At 52.3% G+C, this 14,373-nt stretch carries 14 protein-coding genes; 6 read left to right on the forward strand and 8 right to left on the reverse strand.

The window, feature by feature from the left end:
* Positions 1-434: 434 nt before the first annotated feature.
* Positions 435-1,244, reverse strand: a complete 810-nt coding sequence (locus HW115_RS12495) for a hypothetical protein (RefSeq protein WP_178933210.1) — start codon at positions 1,242-1,244, stop codon at positions 435-437.
* Between the two features lie 73 nt (positions 1,245-1,317).
* On the reverse strand, positions 1,318-2,121 hold the full coding sequence (locus HW115_RS12500) for a hypothetical protein (protein WP_178933211.1): 804 nt from the start codon (positions 2,119-2,121) through the stop codon (positions 1,318-1,320).
* Between the two features lie 162 nt (positions 2,122-2,283).
* Here HW115_RS12500 and HW115_RS12505 point away from each other — a divergent pair, with 162 nt between their 5' ends.
* Complete coding sequence (locus HW115_RS12505; RefSeq protein ID WP_178933212.1) at positions 2,284-4,005, forward strand: ABC transporter ATP-binding protein; 1,722 nt, start codon at positions 2,284-2,286, stop codon at positions 4,003-4,005.
* A 62-nt stretch (positions 4,006-4,067) separates the two neighbouring features.
* Here HW115_RS12505 and pheS read toward each other — a convergent pair whose 3' ends face one another.
* The 5 genes from pheS to rpmI form a co-directional block, all read right to left on the reverse strand.
* Positions 4,068-5,084 carry a phenylalanine--tRNA ligase subunit alpha gene (pheS, locus tag HW115_RS12510; protein ID WP_178933213.1) on the reverse strand — a complete coding sequence of 339 codons (1,017 nt, stop codon included), beginning with the start codon at positions 5,082-5,084 and terminating at the stop codon, positions 4,068-4,070.
* Between the two features lie 106 nt (positions 5,085-5,190).
* A complete protein-coding gene (locus HW115_RS12515; protein ID WP_227021473.1) occupies positions 5,191-5,988 on the reverse strand; it encodes an Hsp33 family molecular chaperone HslO in 798 nt (265 codons plus the stop codon).
* A gap of 272 nt (positions 5,989-6,260) precedes the next feature.
* Positions 6,261-6,668 carry an Hsp20/alpha crystallin family protein gene (locus HW115_RS12520; protein WP_178933214.1) on the reverse strand — a complete coding sequence of 136 codons (408 nt, stop codon included), beginning with the start codon at positions 6,666-6,668 and terminating at the stop codon, positions 6,261-6,263.
* A gap of 273 nt (positions 6,669-6,941) precedes the next feature.
* Positions 6,942-7,310: a 50S ribosomal protein L20 gene (rplT, locus tag HW115_RS12525; RefSeq protein ID WP_178933215.1), complete on the reverse strand. Its 369-nt coding sequence runs from the start codon at positions 7,308-7,310 to the stop codon at positions 6,942-6,944.
* Positions 7,311-7,460: 150 nt separating this feature from the next.
* Complete coding sequence (rpmI, locus tag HW115_RS12530) at positions 7,461-7,670, reverse strand: 50S ribosomal protein L35 (RefSeq protein WP_178933216.1); 210 nt, start codon at positions 7,668-7,670, stop codon at positions 7,461-7,463.
* Positions 7,671-7,937: 267 nt separating this feature from the next.
* Between rpmI and HW115_RS12535 the strand changes: the two genes are divergently transcribed.
* Entirely contained in the window at positions 7,938-8,174 is a 237-nt protein-coding gene (locus HW115_RS12535; RefSeq protein WP_178933217.1) for a hypothetical protein, read from the forward strand.
* A gap of 292 nt (positions 8,175-8,466) precedes the next feature.
* The gene (gene asnS / locus HW115_RS12540) at positions 8,467-9,834 is read left to right on the forward strand and encodes an asparagine--tRNA ligase (RefSeq protein WP_178933218.1); all 1,368 of its coding nucleotides are present in this window, start codon (positions 8,467-8,469) and stop codon (positions 9,832-9,834) included.
* Here asnS and HW115_RS12545 read toward each other — a convergent pair.
* On the reverse strand, positions 9,831-11,036 hold the full coding sequence (locus tag HW115_RS12545) for an AraC family transcriptional regulator (RefSeq protein ID WP_178933219.1): 1,206 nt from the start codon (positions 11,034-11,036) through the stop codon (positions 9,831-9,833). The two genes, asnS and HW115_RS12545, sit on opposite strands and share 4 nt — an antisense overlap.
* Before the next feature lie 69 nt (positions 11,037-11,105).
* Here HW115_RS12545 and HW115_RS12550 point away from each other — a divergent pair, with 69 nt between their 5' ends.
* From HW115_RS12550 to uxaC, 3 genes are read left to right on the forward strand one after another with little or no spacing between them, the layout of a single operon-like run.
* On the forward strand, positions 11,106-11,864 hold the full coding sequence (locus HW115_RS12550) for an SDR family NAD(P)-dependent oxidoreductase (RefSeq protein WP_178933220.1): 759 nt from the start codon (positions 11,106-11,108) through the stop codon (positions 11,862-11,864).
* Positions 11,865-11,866: 2 nt separating this feature from the next.
* A complete protein-coding gene (locus HW115_RS12555) occupies positions 11,867-12,964 on the forward strand; it encodes a mannonate dehydratase (RefSeq protein WP_227021474.1) in 1,098 nt (365 codons plus the stop codon).
* Between the two features lies 1 nt (position 12,965).
* Positions 12,966-14,372: a glucuronate isomerase gene (gene uxaC, locus HW115_RS12560; protein WP_178933221.1), complete on the forward strand. Its 1,407-nt coding sequence runs from the start codon at positions 12,966-12,968 to the stop codon at positions 14,370-14,372.
* The last annotated feature ends 1 nt before the right edge of the window (position 14,373 follow it).

Consider the following 14,373-nt stretch of genomic DNA (forward strand, 5'->3'; position numbering starts at 1 on the left):
GGTATATGCCTCAAAACCGCACGACAACGATACACAGCTGACCTCGGTTGACGGGCAGCATGACTGCGGTGGAACATACCCAGAACAGAAACTCATCCGGAATACTCGTTGAGCACGAAGTATTTTCCCTCAAAGCGTAACCATGTTCAATCGTCTCGTCTGTTTTGCTAAATGGTATGAGCCACCCAATCGCTCCAGCTTATTATCATCCCCCCCCGCACAACAAACCAAGAAGGGCAAACCCAGAACTCCAGAGCGTCGCTTGAGCATCCCGCGCCCACGCATCACTCACACCGTCCAGAACGCGTCCAATCCTGAACTCTCCCCCTTCCCACCTATTGATGGATCCAGTCAGACCAAATGACTCCCCCGTACGCAACAATGCGAAACCTGTAAAGGTTTCGCATTGGCAAAAGGTGTAATTGATCGAGAGATCAGTTGGTCACAGGCTTGGCCAAAATCACATGATCGCCAGGCTGAACCACCATTCCGGGGGTCATGCTACGGTAATCAATATCAGCCACGATACGGCGGCCTTCGATGGCATTGACATTCAAGTTGCCGATGTAGCTCATGCCTCGCTTGATCATCAGCTTGGCTTCTGCCGTCACTGGCATATTGCTTGGAATCTCGAGAGTCACAAAACCCCAATCGTGGTTGACTGCGGTCACACGACCTTCGGCAGAGTTACCCTTGATACGAGCAGCACGCTTGGAGATACGCGTATCCAGCTCTTGGATCGTCTTGGTGTTTGCATTCACCATTCCGTCCATTTTTTCATTCAAGAGCTCAAGCTCTTCAAGATCACGGTTGGCTTTCTTCAACTCATCTTCCAGCTGCTTGACCAATGCGGGAACTTGCTCAAGCTCCACATTGTCACCAAGGTCCTTGAACTGCTTCTTGATCTGCTCGATGAGATCCTTGACCCGGCCAAGCTCTTCGTCTTGTGCCGCAATCTTGTTCTTCTCCTCGTTGACTCGACGACGCGCAAGCTTCAAGTTGCTCTTCACGTTGTCCAGCTCAGACTCAGCTTTGATTTTATCACTTAAAGCCGCGTCGCGTTCATCTTCACGCTCTTTGGCTTCTTCTTTCGTGGTTTTGATGCTCGCCTTGCGGTTTTCATTTTCACCGTCCAAGGTTGTCCGCTTGTCACGAAGCTGTTGGAAATCGTCCTTACTTTGGTAGGAGAACCAGCCACCCGCCAAAATGGCGATAATAGCAACAATGTATAATATGGATTTCATGATAAGTAGGTGTAGGTGTGTGGGTCGTATATCCTGAAAATTTCGATCACAGTCAATTCAGCCAATCGGATACTTAATTGGCGGCTGTGGCTGGGTTTGGCTTAGCTTCTTCGCGCTCGGCCATCACGGTATCACCGGCGCGCAGGGTGACTCCCTCGGCGACGGAATCGAGAACAACGTCAGCTGATGCCCGGCCGGCTTCCACAGCGGTGACCTTCAGCTTGGCAATCACATCTCCACCGCGGAGAACATCCAGCGTAGAGCCCGAAACCACACCCTGGCGATCTCCGGCAGCCAGAATCACAAAACCCCAGTTGCGGTAAACCGAACTGATGCGAGTCTTCAGCGTAGGGAAGGACTTCCCACTGCTCTGCAGCTCAATCAGCTCACGCGTCGTTTTGATGCGGGCTTTGCCATTGGTGTCCAAGTCAATCAGATTGGCCTTGCGAGCTTCCGCAGACGCAATCGCGTCGGTAGCCTCGGTAAGCTGGGCACGCATGCGCTTGATCTTAGGAATCAACTCCTCGGGGTCGGGAAGATCCTTGAGCGCATCAGCAGCTTGGGCAAGCTCTTGCTTTTTGGCATTAAACTCAGCCTCAAGCTTCACAATGTCCTTTTTAGCGGTATCATAGTCAGCCTGCTCTTTTTCAAGCTCTTTGTTGAGCGCGACGGCAGCATCTTTGTGCTGATCCCTCAAATCTTCTGCATCTTTACGACGTTTGATCTGAGCGTTAAGGTCATTGGTGGTTGTCTTTTCAACCTGTAAGGCCTTTTTGAAGTCGCCAATTTCAACCTCTTTGGCTTCTTTATTTTTAAAGGCGACAAATGCAGCAACGGCCAGAAAGACAGCTGCCAGAGTTCCAAATATTTTTGACATAGTCGTTTTTTATTGTGTTAGGATCGTAGGGGTATCGGTGTGTTACGCGCAACCTAATGAATATTGTGGGGGGTCGGCAACTCCAAAATTCATATATTTTAGGTTTCTTTATCCTTGTCTTTACAATGGCATGCCTACTGGCAACATTCTGGGAGATTTACCATGAAGACCGTTTTACGTATCTTTTCCTATCTTGGAAAATACCCCAAATTAGCCACAGCCCAGTTATTCTGTGCTGTGATCATGACTTTGATGCTACTCGCATTTCCGATTATGACCGGTGTGGTTTCCAACGAAGTCATCGACCGTGGCAATATCGAAAAGCTACCGCAATACATCCTGATCGTCATCGCCGCCTTTTTCACCCGCGATTTTTTCAATTTTCTCCGCATCCTCATCAATAACACCTTCGAACAAAAAGCGGTTTTCGACCTCCGCTCCGAGCTTTACGATAAATTACAGCGCCTACGGCTTAAATGGTTCGATGAGCGGCGCACTGGTGACGTCATGACCCGGGTCGCTGAAGATGTCCCGCAGATGGAACGCATCCTCATCGACGGCATTGAACAGGGGCTCGTCGCCTTCCTCCAGATCCTGATTGTCAGTGCGTTTCTCTTCACCTGCTCCCCCCTATTGGCCCTCGCCGCCCTTTCCCCACTTCCCTTACTAATGTTAGGGGCCTGGCTCTACACCCGCCATGCCGCTAATCGCTACCGTATGGCCCGCAAGGCAACGGGCGCCATGAACGCCATGCTCCACGATAACATCGCCGGCATCCGCCAAATCAAATCCTACGCAGCGGAAGACGAAGAACACACCAGTTTCAACCAGGCGTCAGCCAAGGTCAGTGATGCGAACATGCAGGTAATGAAAGCCTGGGCGGTTTATTCACCGAGTATGAGTTTTTTCAACTCCATTGGCTACGCCTTGGTTCTCGGTGTCGGAGCCTGGCAAATCCACAACGGCCATCTTGACCGCGCCGTTCTACTCCAGTTCTTCACCATTATCTGGGCACTCTATGAACCACTCGGCCGCCTTCACCAACTCAACCAGATGAGCCAGTCGTCCAAAGCGGCTGCTGAGCGCGTCTTCACGATCCTCGATGAGGAAAATGAGATCCATGCCACCGAAGGAGCCGAACTGCCGACACCGGTCCGCGGCCACGTCCAGCTCAAGCAACTCGATTTTTCCTACAGTGAACAACCGACACTGCACCAGATTTCCCTGGAGGCCCAACCTGGGCAAACCATCGCGCTGGTAGGGTCCACCGGTGCGGGAAAATCCACCATCGTCAATCTGCTTTGCCGCTTTTACGAATATGACCAAGGGTCGATCACCATTGATGGCACCGAACTCAACACCATCGCCAAACCCTCCTTGCGATCGGCGATCGGCTACGTCACCCAGGAGGCCTTTTTGTTCAATGGCCCCGTCCGGGAAAACCTCCAGCTCGCCAAACGTGATGCCACGGATGAAGAAATGTGGATCGCTCTCCAGGCCGCCAACGCCAATGGGTTTGTTGAAGCCCTGCCCGAAGGACTCGACAGCGTTGTCGGAGAACGAGGCATCAAACTATCCGGTGGAGAAAAACAACGCCTGTCCATCGCCAGAGCCCTACTCAAGAACCCACCCATTCTTTTACTCGACGAAGCAACAGCATCCGTCGATAGCGAAACCGAACTTTTAATCCAACAGGCTCTGGATCGACTGATGGAAAACCGCACGGCTTTTGTGATCGCCCACCGTTTATCGACCATCCGGAATGCTGACCGCATCTACGTGCTGGATCATGGTCGGGTGATTGAAAGCGGCACCCACGAGGCTCTCCTCGCCAGCAACGGCAAGTATGCGAGCCTCTCAAAGCAAGCATTCCTGGAAGAATAGCCCGCGTTCAAGAAGCACACGGAAAACCTCTGAAACACACGTGTCCCGGCGCAAAAGCCAGGCTACGCGAACTGCTGTAAGAAGCGAACGTCGTTTTCAATCAACAAGCGGATGTCCTTGATCCCCCACTTGATCATTGCCAGTCGGTCAATCCCCATGCCAAAGGCAAAACCTGTCACCTTGTCGGGATCAAACACATCATCGCCCCGCGTTTCACAAAGAGAGGCAAAGACCGCAGGATCAACCATGCCGCAACCGGCAATCTCAATCCATTTCGGTTCCTGCCCTTTTGCATGCAGCTTGATATCAATCTCAAAACTGGGCTCGGTGAAGGGGAAGAAGTGAGGGCGGAAGCGCACCTCGGTATCATCACCAAACATGGAACGCAGGAAAAACTCCAAGGTTCCCTTGAGGTCGCTCAATTTTACATCCGTATCAACATACAAACCCTCTAACTGGTTGAACACAGAGAGGTGGGTTGCATCGATCTCGTCGCGCCGGTAAGCCGAGCCCGGAGCAATGATACGCACCGGAGGAGCCGCCTTTTCCATCGTCCGGATCTGCACACTTGAAGTGTGGGTGCGCAATAACTTGCCACTATCAAAGTAAAAGGTGTCTTTTTCATTCCGGGCCGGGTGATCTGCCGGCGTGTTCAAGGCATCAAAACAATGAAACTCAGTCTCAATTTCCGGGCCATCAGCCAAAGCAAACCCCATACGTCGCAAGGTCTGGATCGCGTCGTCCTTAACCTGGGTCAGCGGATGCAGCCCGCCACCGGAAAGTGCGCGACCGGGAAGAGTCAAATCAATGCCTTCAACCGATTTTTGATCCGCCAACTCGCTGAGTGCGGTTTGTTTTTCTTCGATAGCGGAAGTAATCGCCTGCCGCGCGACATTCAACAGCTGTCCCATCACCGGCTTTTCCTCACTGGAAAGATGACGCATACCTGCCGCCGCAGCGGTCAGGCGCCCCTTCTTACCGAGAAAGGCCACTCGGGCATCATCGAGCGTTTTTTCATCACTCGCTGCAGCAATGGCAGCCAGGGCATCGGATTGGATGGTTTCAATTTCCTGCTTCATGGGCGCGCACTTCTTAGGTGAAGAATCAGGGAAGTCAAGCCGTCATGCCCGACACGCTGGCACGGGCACCCTGACAGGAGAGCTTGGAACAGCACCCATTCCCTAACTAGGCATCTTCGAGCATCTCACGAGACACCTCGTAGCGGGCACCACAGCGCGGACAATTCACCCTGATGACATCCTCCCCTTGAAAGAGCTCATCCAACTTCCCCTTCCAGGAACTCAGACTCGGCAAAATTCGCTCCAGACTACAACCGCAATTGAATTGGAATTTGCGCGTTTCGAGCAATTTGGTTTGCTCCTGCTCGCTTATCTTCGCTACGGACTCAGCATCCAAAGCGGCAAACCACTCTTCATCGTAGTCAGGCTGAGCGGCCACCAACACATAATTTTCGTCATCGAGCCGGAAACACTTGGCCGGCCGCTGTTCGCTCTGCTGGTAATAATGCTCAATCCAATCGATCGGATCATTACTCTCAACGTGCACGGTCGTTGTTCGCGGCTCATGGCCGGCAACCAATGTCTGACTATACAGCAAATTGCGATCGGGCTCACGGACATCCTCAGTAAAGAGCCGACCGGTGATGTTTTCACCAGTGCTGCTGCCCGTTACAAAATAATTCACTCGCGGCGCCCGTAAATTGGCAGTCCAGGCAATGGTTTCAGCCCACGGACGCGCCGTCAAATGCAGCGTCAACACCGCCATCAAATCCTTCAAAGCCGCATCCAACTCATTGGCATATCGCAACTGATGCTCCATCAAATGAAGATAATAACCTGTGTAAATAGGCGTGAACTGAGCCCTCACCATGAGGCAGTTGCGCTCGCGGACAAAGATCGACTCCACCTTGGTAAAGTCTTCCACAGGTTGCATATTGTCAGATTGCGTATTTTCCTCACTCATAGGTCAGTTTTTCAGTATTCAGTTTTCCGAGTTCACACGACTGGGATCTTCTCGGACATGAGCCATAAACCGCTCAATCAAAATTGCCAAGCACAGTAATGCAGGTGAATGCAGGCGACAGGTAAAAACGAACAACACCCAATCAATGAATTCGGTAGGTTTTACCGGTAAAAAATGATCAGGCTCGCCGCCCCATACACAAAAAGACGACGAGCCTGAAACACCTACACAATGAAAAAACAATTGCGACGACATGGTCGAATCGCTCTTGCCTAGCTAATTACGATATCGACCGGTTTTTCTTTCACCCGACGCGGAATTTCTAAAAAAAGAATGCCATCCTCAAGCTTGGCCTGAATACCCGAGGTATTCACCTCCTCCGAGATCCGAATCCGTCGCTCTTGCGTCGTAAGAAATGAGCGGGCTTCATCCTCGGTTTCGGCTCTGACCGTCAAGTATTCCTCGTCGGCACTCACTTTCACCTCTCCCTTACGAAAACCTGGCAACTCAAGTCGTAGTTTCCAACCATCCTCATCCTGACTCTGGGATTCAATCGACTTCGAGCAAGAGGTATCCGAATCACAACAGGGGTTCGATTCAGCACCAAAAGCGCGGTTAATCATCCGATCAAAATCAGAGAGTAATCCATTGTTCAGCGGGTAATGATTTATCATATTCATCGTTTTTCTATTTCTATTTGAATCAGCAAGGTCCTCATGACCTTTGCTATGTTGATCTTCATATATGCAACTTGAATACCAAAATAGAAAATACACACAACCCATTCACAACAAACAACTTAAACCAATCTAAAGTAAAAATCATATCGATTAAAAGGTACAATTTTTGACTCACTCGGCCAGAATGTCACGTCAAGATGTCACACCGGAGCAAAGAAAACGGCCATGAGGATCACCCTCATGGCCGTTGAATATTGGTTATTTCGCTCTGACTTAAGCAGCCTTGGCAGCAAGCGCGGCCTTGGACTGGTCAACGATACCGTTAAATGCATCGATGTCGTGAACAGCGAGGTCTGCAAGAATCTTGCGGTCTACCTCGATGTTTGCGGCCTTAAGGCCTTCGATAAAGCGAGAATAGGTGATGTCCTGGGCGCGAGTGGCAGCGCTGATACGCTGGATCCACAGACGACGGAACTGTCCCTTACGCTTTTTACGGTCACGATACTCATACTGGCGTGCCTTACGGACGGCGTCCTTGGCATACTTGTAGAGTTTCGAGCGGAAGCCGCGGAAGCCTTTGGCACGTCTAAGGACGCGTTTCCGGCGCTTGCGACTGGCTGGGCTATTGGTTGCTCTTGGCATGTCTTTGTTTTCTAGAACGGACGGTTATTTTCATTCCCTCCGCAGTCTCGTCCATTCGGTCCCGGTTTTCTGAATCAGATTGCCGGGAAGGCTGCGTAAGGGCCACCCGTGATGCGGGTGGTTGGCGCGGTCGACGCCGATTCTCGTTGTTTAGGCAAATGGAAGAGAAGCGCGAACGGCTTTCAAATCTGCTTCGGAAACGAGGGTCGCCTTACCCAGATTGCGCTTACGCTTCTGGTTTTTCTTGGTAAGAATGTGGCGTTTTCCCTGCTTCCGGCGCAGAATCTTCCCTGTGCCCGTCACTTTGAATCGTTTAGCGACGGCCTTCCGGGTCTTTGCTGTACCTTTTGATTTGGCCATGGGGCGGCGAAGCTAGCGGCGAATATCAGGATTGCAAGGGGTTTTTTGCACTTTTGAATAAATCAGACCCATCTTACCCGCAAGCAAGCAAGAATCAAAGGGCTCAAAGGGCCTGAGGGCAAATGCTGCACATTTTTTGCCAGAATATGCGTCCTGAATGGTTTTGACCCCCTCCTCTCTTCCTTGGTATGATGTGAACTAAGCTTTATTGAGGCAATCCTACCGTCGACAATAGGGCATTCCATCCACCATTAACCCACTCCTCCCATGAATAAAAAAAGCAACAACATCACTTATTTCATCATCACCCTCATGGCCATTGCCACGGCAGGTCTCATCTATGCCGCCACCTGCCCCGACTGCAAGGGATCAGGCAAAGGGAAAACCTGCTGGTTCTGCAAAGGATCAGGCCTCAACAATGCACGTATGAAATGCGCCCACTGTAGCGGCACAGGTAGTTCCTCATGCACCACCTGCAGCGGCAGAGGAACCGTCAAGAAATAGCGACGGACAAAAAAACCATCACTTTCACCCGATCCTCCAGGAGGACACCCTTACTTCATAACAACAGAAAAAGCCCTTACATGCTCCTTGCATGATTGGCCCCCTCAAGTGCGAAGCCGTACTTAAGGGGGCCATTCCTTTTTTGCAACGCGGCCCCGGGGACCAAGTCCGGGTCCTCCAAGCGCGCTCTCGGCACCCGTTCATCCCCGGCATCTTCAGACAACACTCAAATTCCCGCTAATCTCGACTCTAATTCTTGACGTCTGCGCTTCAATTGCCTGTTATCCGAGGCATGCGAACACTCATCAAAAAAGCCTTGTGCAGCGAACAAGCCCAAGCCCCCATCACCGTGAAAGGTTGGGTCCGCACCCGGCGTGACTCCAAAGATTTTTCCTTCCTCGAAATCAACGATGGCTCTTGTCTGGCAAACATCCAGTGTATCGCCGATGCCGGGATTCCTGGCTACGATGATATCACCAAAATGACCACCGGAGCCGCAATCGGCATCACAGGCCAATTGGTCGAGTCTCCTGGCAAAGGACAGAAATGGGAAATTCACGCCACATCCGTTGAACTCATTGGAGAAGCTCCCGCCGACTACCCACTTCAGAAAAAAGGCCACACACCTGAATTCCTACGTTCCATCGCCCATCTGCGCCCCCGCGCCAATCTCTACGGTGCCACCTTCCGCATGCGCTCCCGTATGGCCCAAGCCGTACACCGCTTTTTTGACGAACGCGACTTCACCTACGTTCACACCCCCATCATCACCGCCTCCGACTGCGAAGGCGCGGGTGAAATGTTCCGCGTCAGCACACTGGACGCCTCAAAACCCGAGGCTCAGTCCTACGAAAATGATTTTTTCGGGAAATCCGCCTACCTCACCGTCAGTGGCCAACTCGAAGGAGAAACCTTCGCTACCGCCCTCTCCAACATCTACACCTTCGGCCCAACCTTCCGTGCTGAAAACTCGAACACCACCCGGCACGCCTCCGAGTTCTGGATGATCGAACCCGAAATGGCCTTCTGCGATCTGGAAGGCGACATGGATCTCGCCGAAGAATTCACCAAGTATCTGGTCGACGACGCCCTCCAGAACAACGAAGGAGACCTCGACATCTTTAACCGCTTCGTCGACAAAGGCTTGATTGAACGGCTTCAGTTTGTCTCCGAAAAACCCTTCCAACGGGTTTCCTACACCGAGGCCGTCGAGATCCTGGTCAAGAGCGGCAAGAAATTCGACTACCCGGTTGAGTATGGAGTCAACCTGCAATCCGAGCACGAACGCTTCCTCACCGAGGAACACTTCCAATGCCCGACCACCGTTTACAACTACCCGAAGGAGGTCAAACCCTTCTACATGCGTCTCAACGACGACGAAAAAACCGTCACGGCCATGGATGTATTGGTTCCGGGGATCGGCGAAATCGTCGGGGGTGCCCAGCGTGAAGAGCGCCTCGACGTGCTCAAAGCCAACATGGCCCATCACCAGCTCAGCGAGGAAGACTACTGGTGGTACCTCGACCTTCGGAAATACGGAACCTGTCCACATGCAGGGTTCGGAGCTGGGTTCGAACGCCTCTTGATGTTTGTCACCGGCATGAAAAACATCCGCGACGTCATTCCTTTCGCCCGCACTCCGGGGAGCTGCGATTTCTAATCGTGATACTCGGCATGCTCCAGGCGATAGCGCCGGGGCGTTGTCTGCATATGCTTCAAAAACACACGGTGAAGATACTCGGGCGTGGAAAACCCGGAGGCTGCGGCAATAACGGCTATGGAAGAGCTTGTCTCCCGCAACAAACGGCAAACGCTACCTAACCGAAGGTGATTCAATTGCCCATGAATGGATCGTTGCAGGTGTTGTTGAAATCGACGCTCCAATGGCCGCCGGGAGATCTCCACGGCGGCCACCACATCCCGAACGCCAATGTTCAATGAGTAATGGGTTTGAATAAAGCGCAAGGCCCGCACCAAATGGGGGTCATTGATTGCATACACATCCGAGCTTTGACGGATCGTGATCCCCCTGTGAGGCACCTCGATCACTCTGGCCTCAACCAACACGCCTGTCATCATCCGGTCCAACTCTTCAGCCGCCCTTCTCCCCAAAGCCTCAAGGTCGTGGTTGATGCTCGACAAAGGGATGGCTGCCGTAGGGCAAATCAAAGGGTGGTTATCCGTCCCTAGCACAGCCACTTCATCTGGAACCCGAATCCCGCCAGCGGCACAAACCGACAACAAATCCGCGGCCTGAACATCATTGTAGGCATAGACAGCACAAGGTTCTGGCATCTCTCGCAAGTTTTCCACAAGCCACTGGTTGAGAGAAGCCCAAGTAGGCTTTTCCGCCGAAAAGCGGTCTGTGACCACCAAAGACTGGCAGGCAAATCCATGTTTCCCCAACTCGTTCTCATAACCCTCTCGCCGCAGTTGCGCAGCAGTATGATTTCCCTCTGAAAACCAGACATAGTTCCGAAACCCCCGATCCATAAAATGTCGGGCGGCCGCCCGCCCCATCGCCCGATTGTCGCCAGTCAGATGAACCAAATCCGAATCTTCCCGGGCAATCGACAAGTCCACCGTGGGCCTCCGCATACTGAGCACATCCTCGGTCAACGGATCATTTGGTTCCAAGGATGCAATCACTCCATCACACTGGCGTGATCGGATCAAACCGGCGTCATAACCAAATAGATTCGTCAAATGCCAGCCCTTCTCGCGGGCGTATTCCGCCACCCCTCGGTGCACACGGTCAATATAACGCTTCCCCATGACCAACAACACCTGCTTCTGAAACCCAGCCTGCTGCATGCGCTCACCCTCACCAATAATGACGCAATTGTATATAAAATTAATCAATTAAATACATGATATTCACATTACAAATCATGCCATACTGCCTCTAGAAACAAGGAACTCATCAACATCATGCAAGATATCCATTCACTTAAAAACAGAGTCGCCATTGTCACCGGGGCGGCAAGAGGGATCGGCTTCGGGATCGCAAAGTCATTCGTCGATGCCGGTGCCCAGGTCGTCATCACCGACTTGACCGAAGAAGCTTTGATGGAAGCCAAAACCGAATTGGGGGATCAATGCCACACCTACGTCAACGACGTGACAGATAAAGACCGTCACGAAGCCTTTATCCAGCAGGTGGAAGAGGAAGTAGGGCCAGTCAGCGTTTTGGTCAACAATGCCGGACGCCATGGAAAGAAGCCGAGTTTTGATTGCAGCAATGAGGAGTTTGCAGCCATTTTGGACACCAACCTGCACAGCATTTTTTCACTAACCAAGGCGGCACTGCCCGGCATGATTGCACGCGGTGAAGGCTCCGTCATCAACATCAGCTCGATGTCTGCCCTCTTTGGGCTGCCGGAAGTTGCGGCCTACAGCAGCTCCAAAACGGCGCTACTCGGACTGACCCGCACGTTGGCCGCCGAGTATTCCCACAGCGGAGTCCGTTTTAATTGTATCGCCCCGGGGTTTATCGAATCACAAATGTTCCGCGCCATCATGGATGCGGATCCCGCCCGGGAGCAAAAAATTCTTGGACGCACTCCGATGGCCCGCGTAGGGACCGCAGATGAAATCGGCCACGCAGCCGCCTTTCTCGCGTCGGACGCCTCCCGGTTTATCACCGGCACCTGCCTTCCTGTCGACGGCGGAGCCTCTATTGGATTTTAATCATGAGTGAACATAGTCAGATCAAACTCGGATTTGGATTGTATCGTCACATGCTCAACAAGGAGCATTATGACTTTGCCGTTCAATGTGGAGCGACCCATGCGGTCGTTCATCTCGTCGATTATTTCAACACCGGTGTGCAAGCCGGAGACAACCATCAACCGGTCGGGGACCTTCACGGAGGTTGGGGATTTGCCGGCGGAACACCAGAACAAGACTGGTCGGTGGAGTCATTGATCGTCCTAAAAAAAGAACTCAACGAACATGGGCTCGAATTCGAAGCGATCGAAAACTTTGACCCCGCCCACTGGCATGACGTTCTGCTCGATGGCCCCAAACGCGAGGCCCAACTCGAGCACCTGAAACAAATCATCCGCAATGTCGGAGCCGCTGGCATCCCCATCTTTGGTTACAATTTCAGCCTGGCTGGCGTGTCAGGCCGGCACAGTTTCAACGACTCACGTGGCAATGCTGAAACACTGGGCATGCGAGGCATTGATGAAATCAATACCACTCCGGTCCCCAATGGCATGGTCTGGAATATGATCTATGATCGGAATGCCCCGGATGGAGTTCTCCCCCCCATTGAACATGAAGAGCTCTGGCGACGCCTGGACCTGTTCCTCAAAGAGCTGGTCCCCGTTGCCGAAGAAGCCGGAGTCCGGCTGGCAGCCCACCCTGACGACCCACCCCTCTCCCATGTCCGTGGACAACCTCGCCTGGTGTATCAACCAGACATGTATCAACGGCTGCTCGACATCGCACCCAGCCACCACAACGCCCTCGAATTCTGCCTGGGCACCCTATCCGAAATGACCGATGGCGACATCTACGAAATCTGTGATCGCTACACTCGCCAAGGAAACGTCGCTTACATTCATTTCCGTAACGTCCAGGGAAAAGTCCCTTACTACAAAGAGACCTTCATCGACGAGGGTCAGATCGACATGCACCGCATCATTGATATCCTCAAGAAAAATGAATTCAACGGTGTCCTCATTCCGGATCACACCCCGAAAATGAGTTGTGATGCCCCTTGGCATGCCGGTATGGCGTTCGCCATGGGATACATGAAATCCATGCTCAACAATAAGCGTTAGAATGGCAGCCTTCATCCATAAGGACTTCCTCTTGGAAAATGATGCAGCGTCCAAACTCTATCATGAGTTCGCGGCATCCTTACCCATCATCGACTTCCATTGCCACCTTCCTCCGGAAGAAATCGCAGAAAACAAACAGTGGAGCAACCTCTCCCAAGTTTGGCTCGATGGAGATCACTACAAATGGCGGGCGATGCGCAGCAATGGCATCGATGAACACTTCATTACGGGAGCTGCCAGTGACCGTGAAAAATTCAATGCCTTCGCAGCGACCATGCCCTACCTGCTGCGTAACCCTCTCTATCATTGGTCACATTTGGAGTTGGCTCGATATTTTGGAATCGATGACCTCTTACTATCGCCAGAAACCGCAGATGAAGTTTGGGATCGAACTTCTGAAGTCCTCCAACAAGGGCTCTCGGTTCGCCAACTGATGCAACAAAGCCGCGTAGAGGTTGTCTGCACCACAGACGATCCGGCAGATCCACTGGAGCATCACCACCGCATGGCCGAAGATCCAACCATCACAACAAGCGTGCTACCAACCTGGAGACCCGACCAGTGTTTTGATCTCGAGTCAGCTGAAACATTCAACGCCTACATCAACCCGCTTGCTTCGTCTGCAGGCTGCACGATTTCGGATTATGATGACTTGATCTCGGCACTGCGATGTCGACACAAGGTTTTCCACCAAATGGGCTGCCGCCTATCCGACCACGGGCTTGATGTTTTCACCTTCACCGACACCTCAGAATCACAAGCTAGATCGATTTTTTCCCGTATCAGAAATGGGGAACCTATTGAAGCTCCGGACCGCTGCCGCTTCCGCAGTGCCATGTTGTTGGAGTTCGCTCGTATGGATGCGGAAAAAGGATGGACCAAACAACTCCACATCGGAGCCCTACGGTTTAATAACTCGCGGATGGGCAAGACTCTGGGATTCGACTCCATCGATGACCGAGGCTACGCAGCCCCGCTTTCCCGCTACCTCGACACCTTGGACCGGGAACAAAAACTACCCAAAACCATTCTCTATAACCTCAACCCGCGAGACAACGAAATGATGGCCACCATGATCGGCAATTTCCAAGACGGATCCACAGCCGGAAAAATCCAACTCGGCAGCGGGTGGTGGTTCATGGATCAAAAGGATGGCATGGAGCGCCAAATGGAAGCCCTCTCCCAGATGGGGCTGCTCAGACGCTTCGTCGGCATGGTGACCGACAGCCGCTCGTTTCTGTCCTACACCCGCCACGAATATTTCCGTAGGGTGCTCTGCAACCTCCTCGGAAAGGACATACAAAAGGGCCTGCTTCCACCGGATTTCGATTTCATCGGCGCGATGATCCAAGATATCTGTTACAACAATGCCAATGCATACTTCGGCTTCAACCATCATGAACAATAAA

Origin of the sequence: Oceaniferula marina, assembly GCF_013391475.1 — a bacterium.
GTDB classification, from domain to species: domain Bacteria; phylum Verrucomicrobiota; class Verrucomicrobiia; order Verrucomicrobiales; family Akkermansiaceae; genus Oceaniferula; species Oceaniferula marina.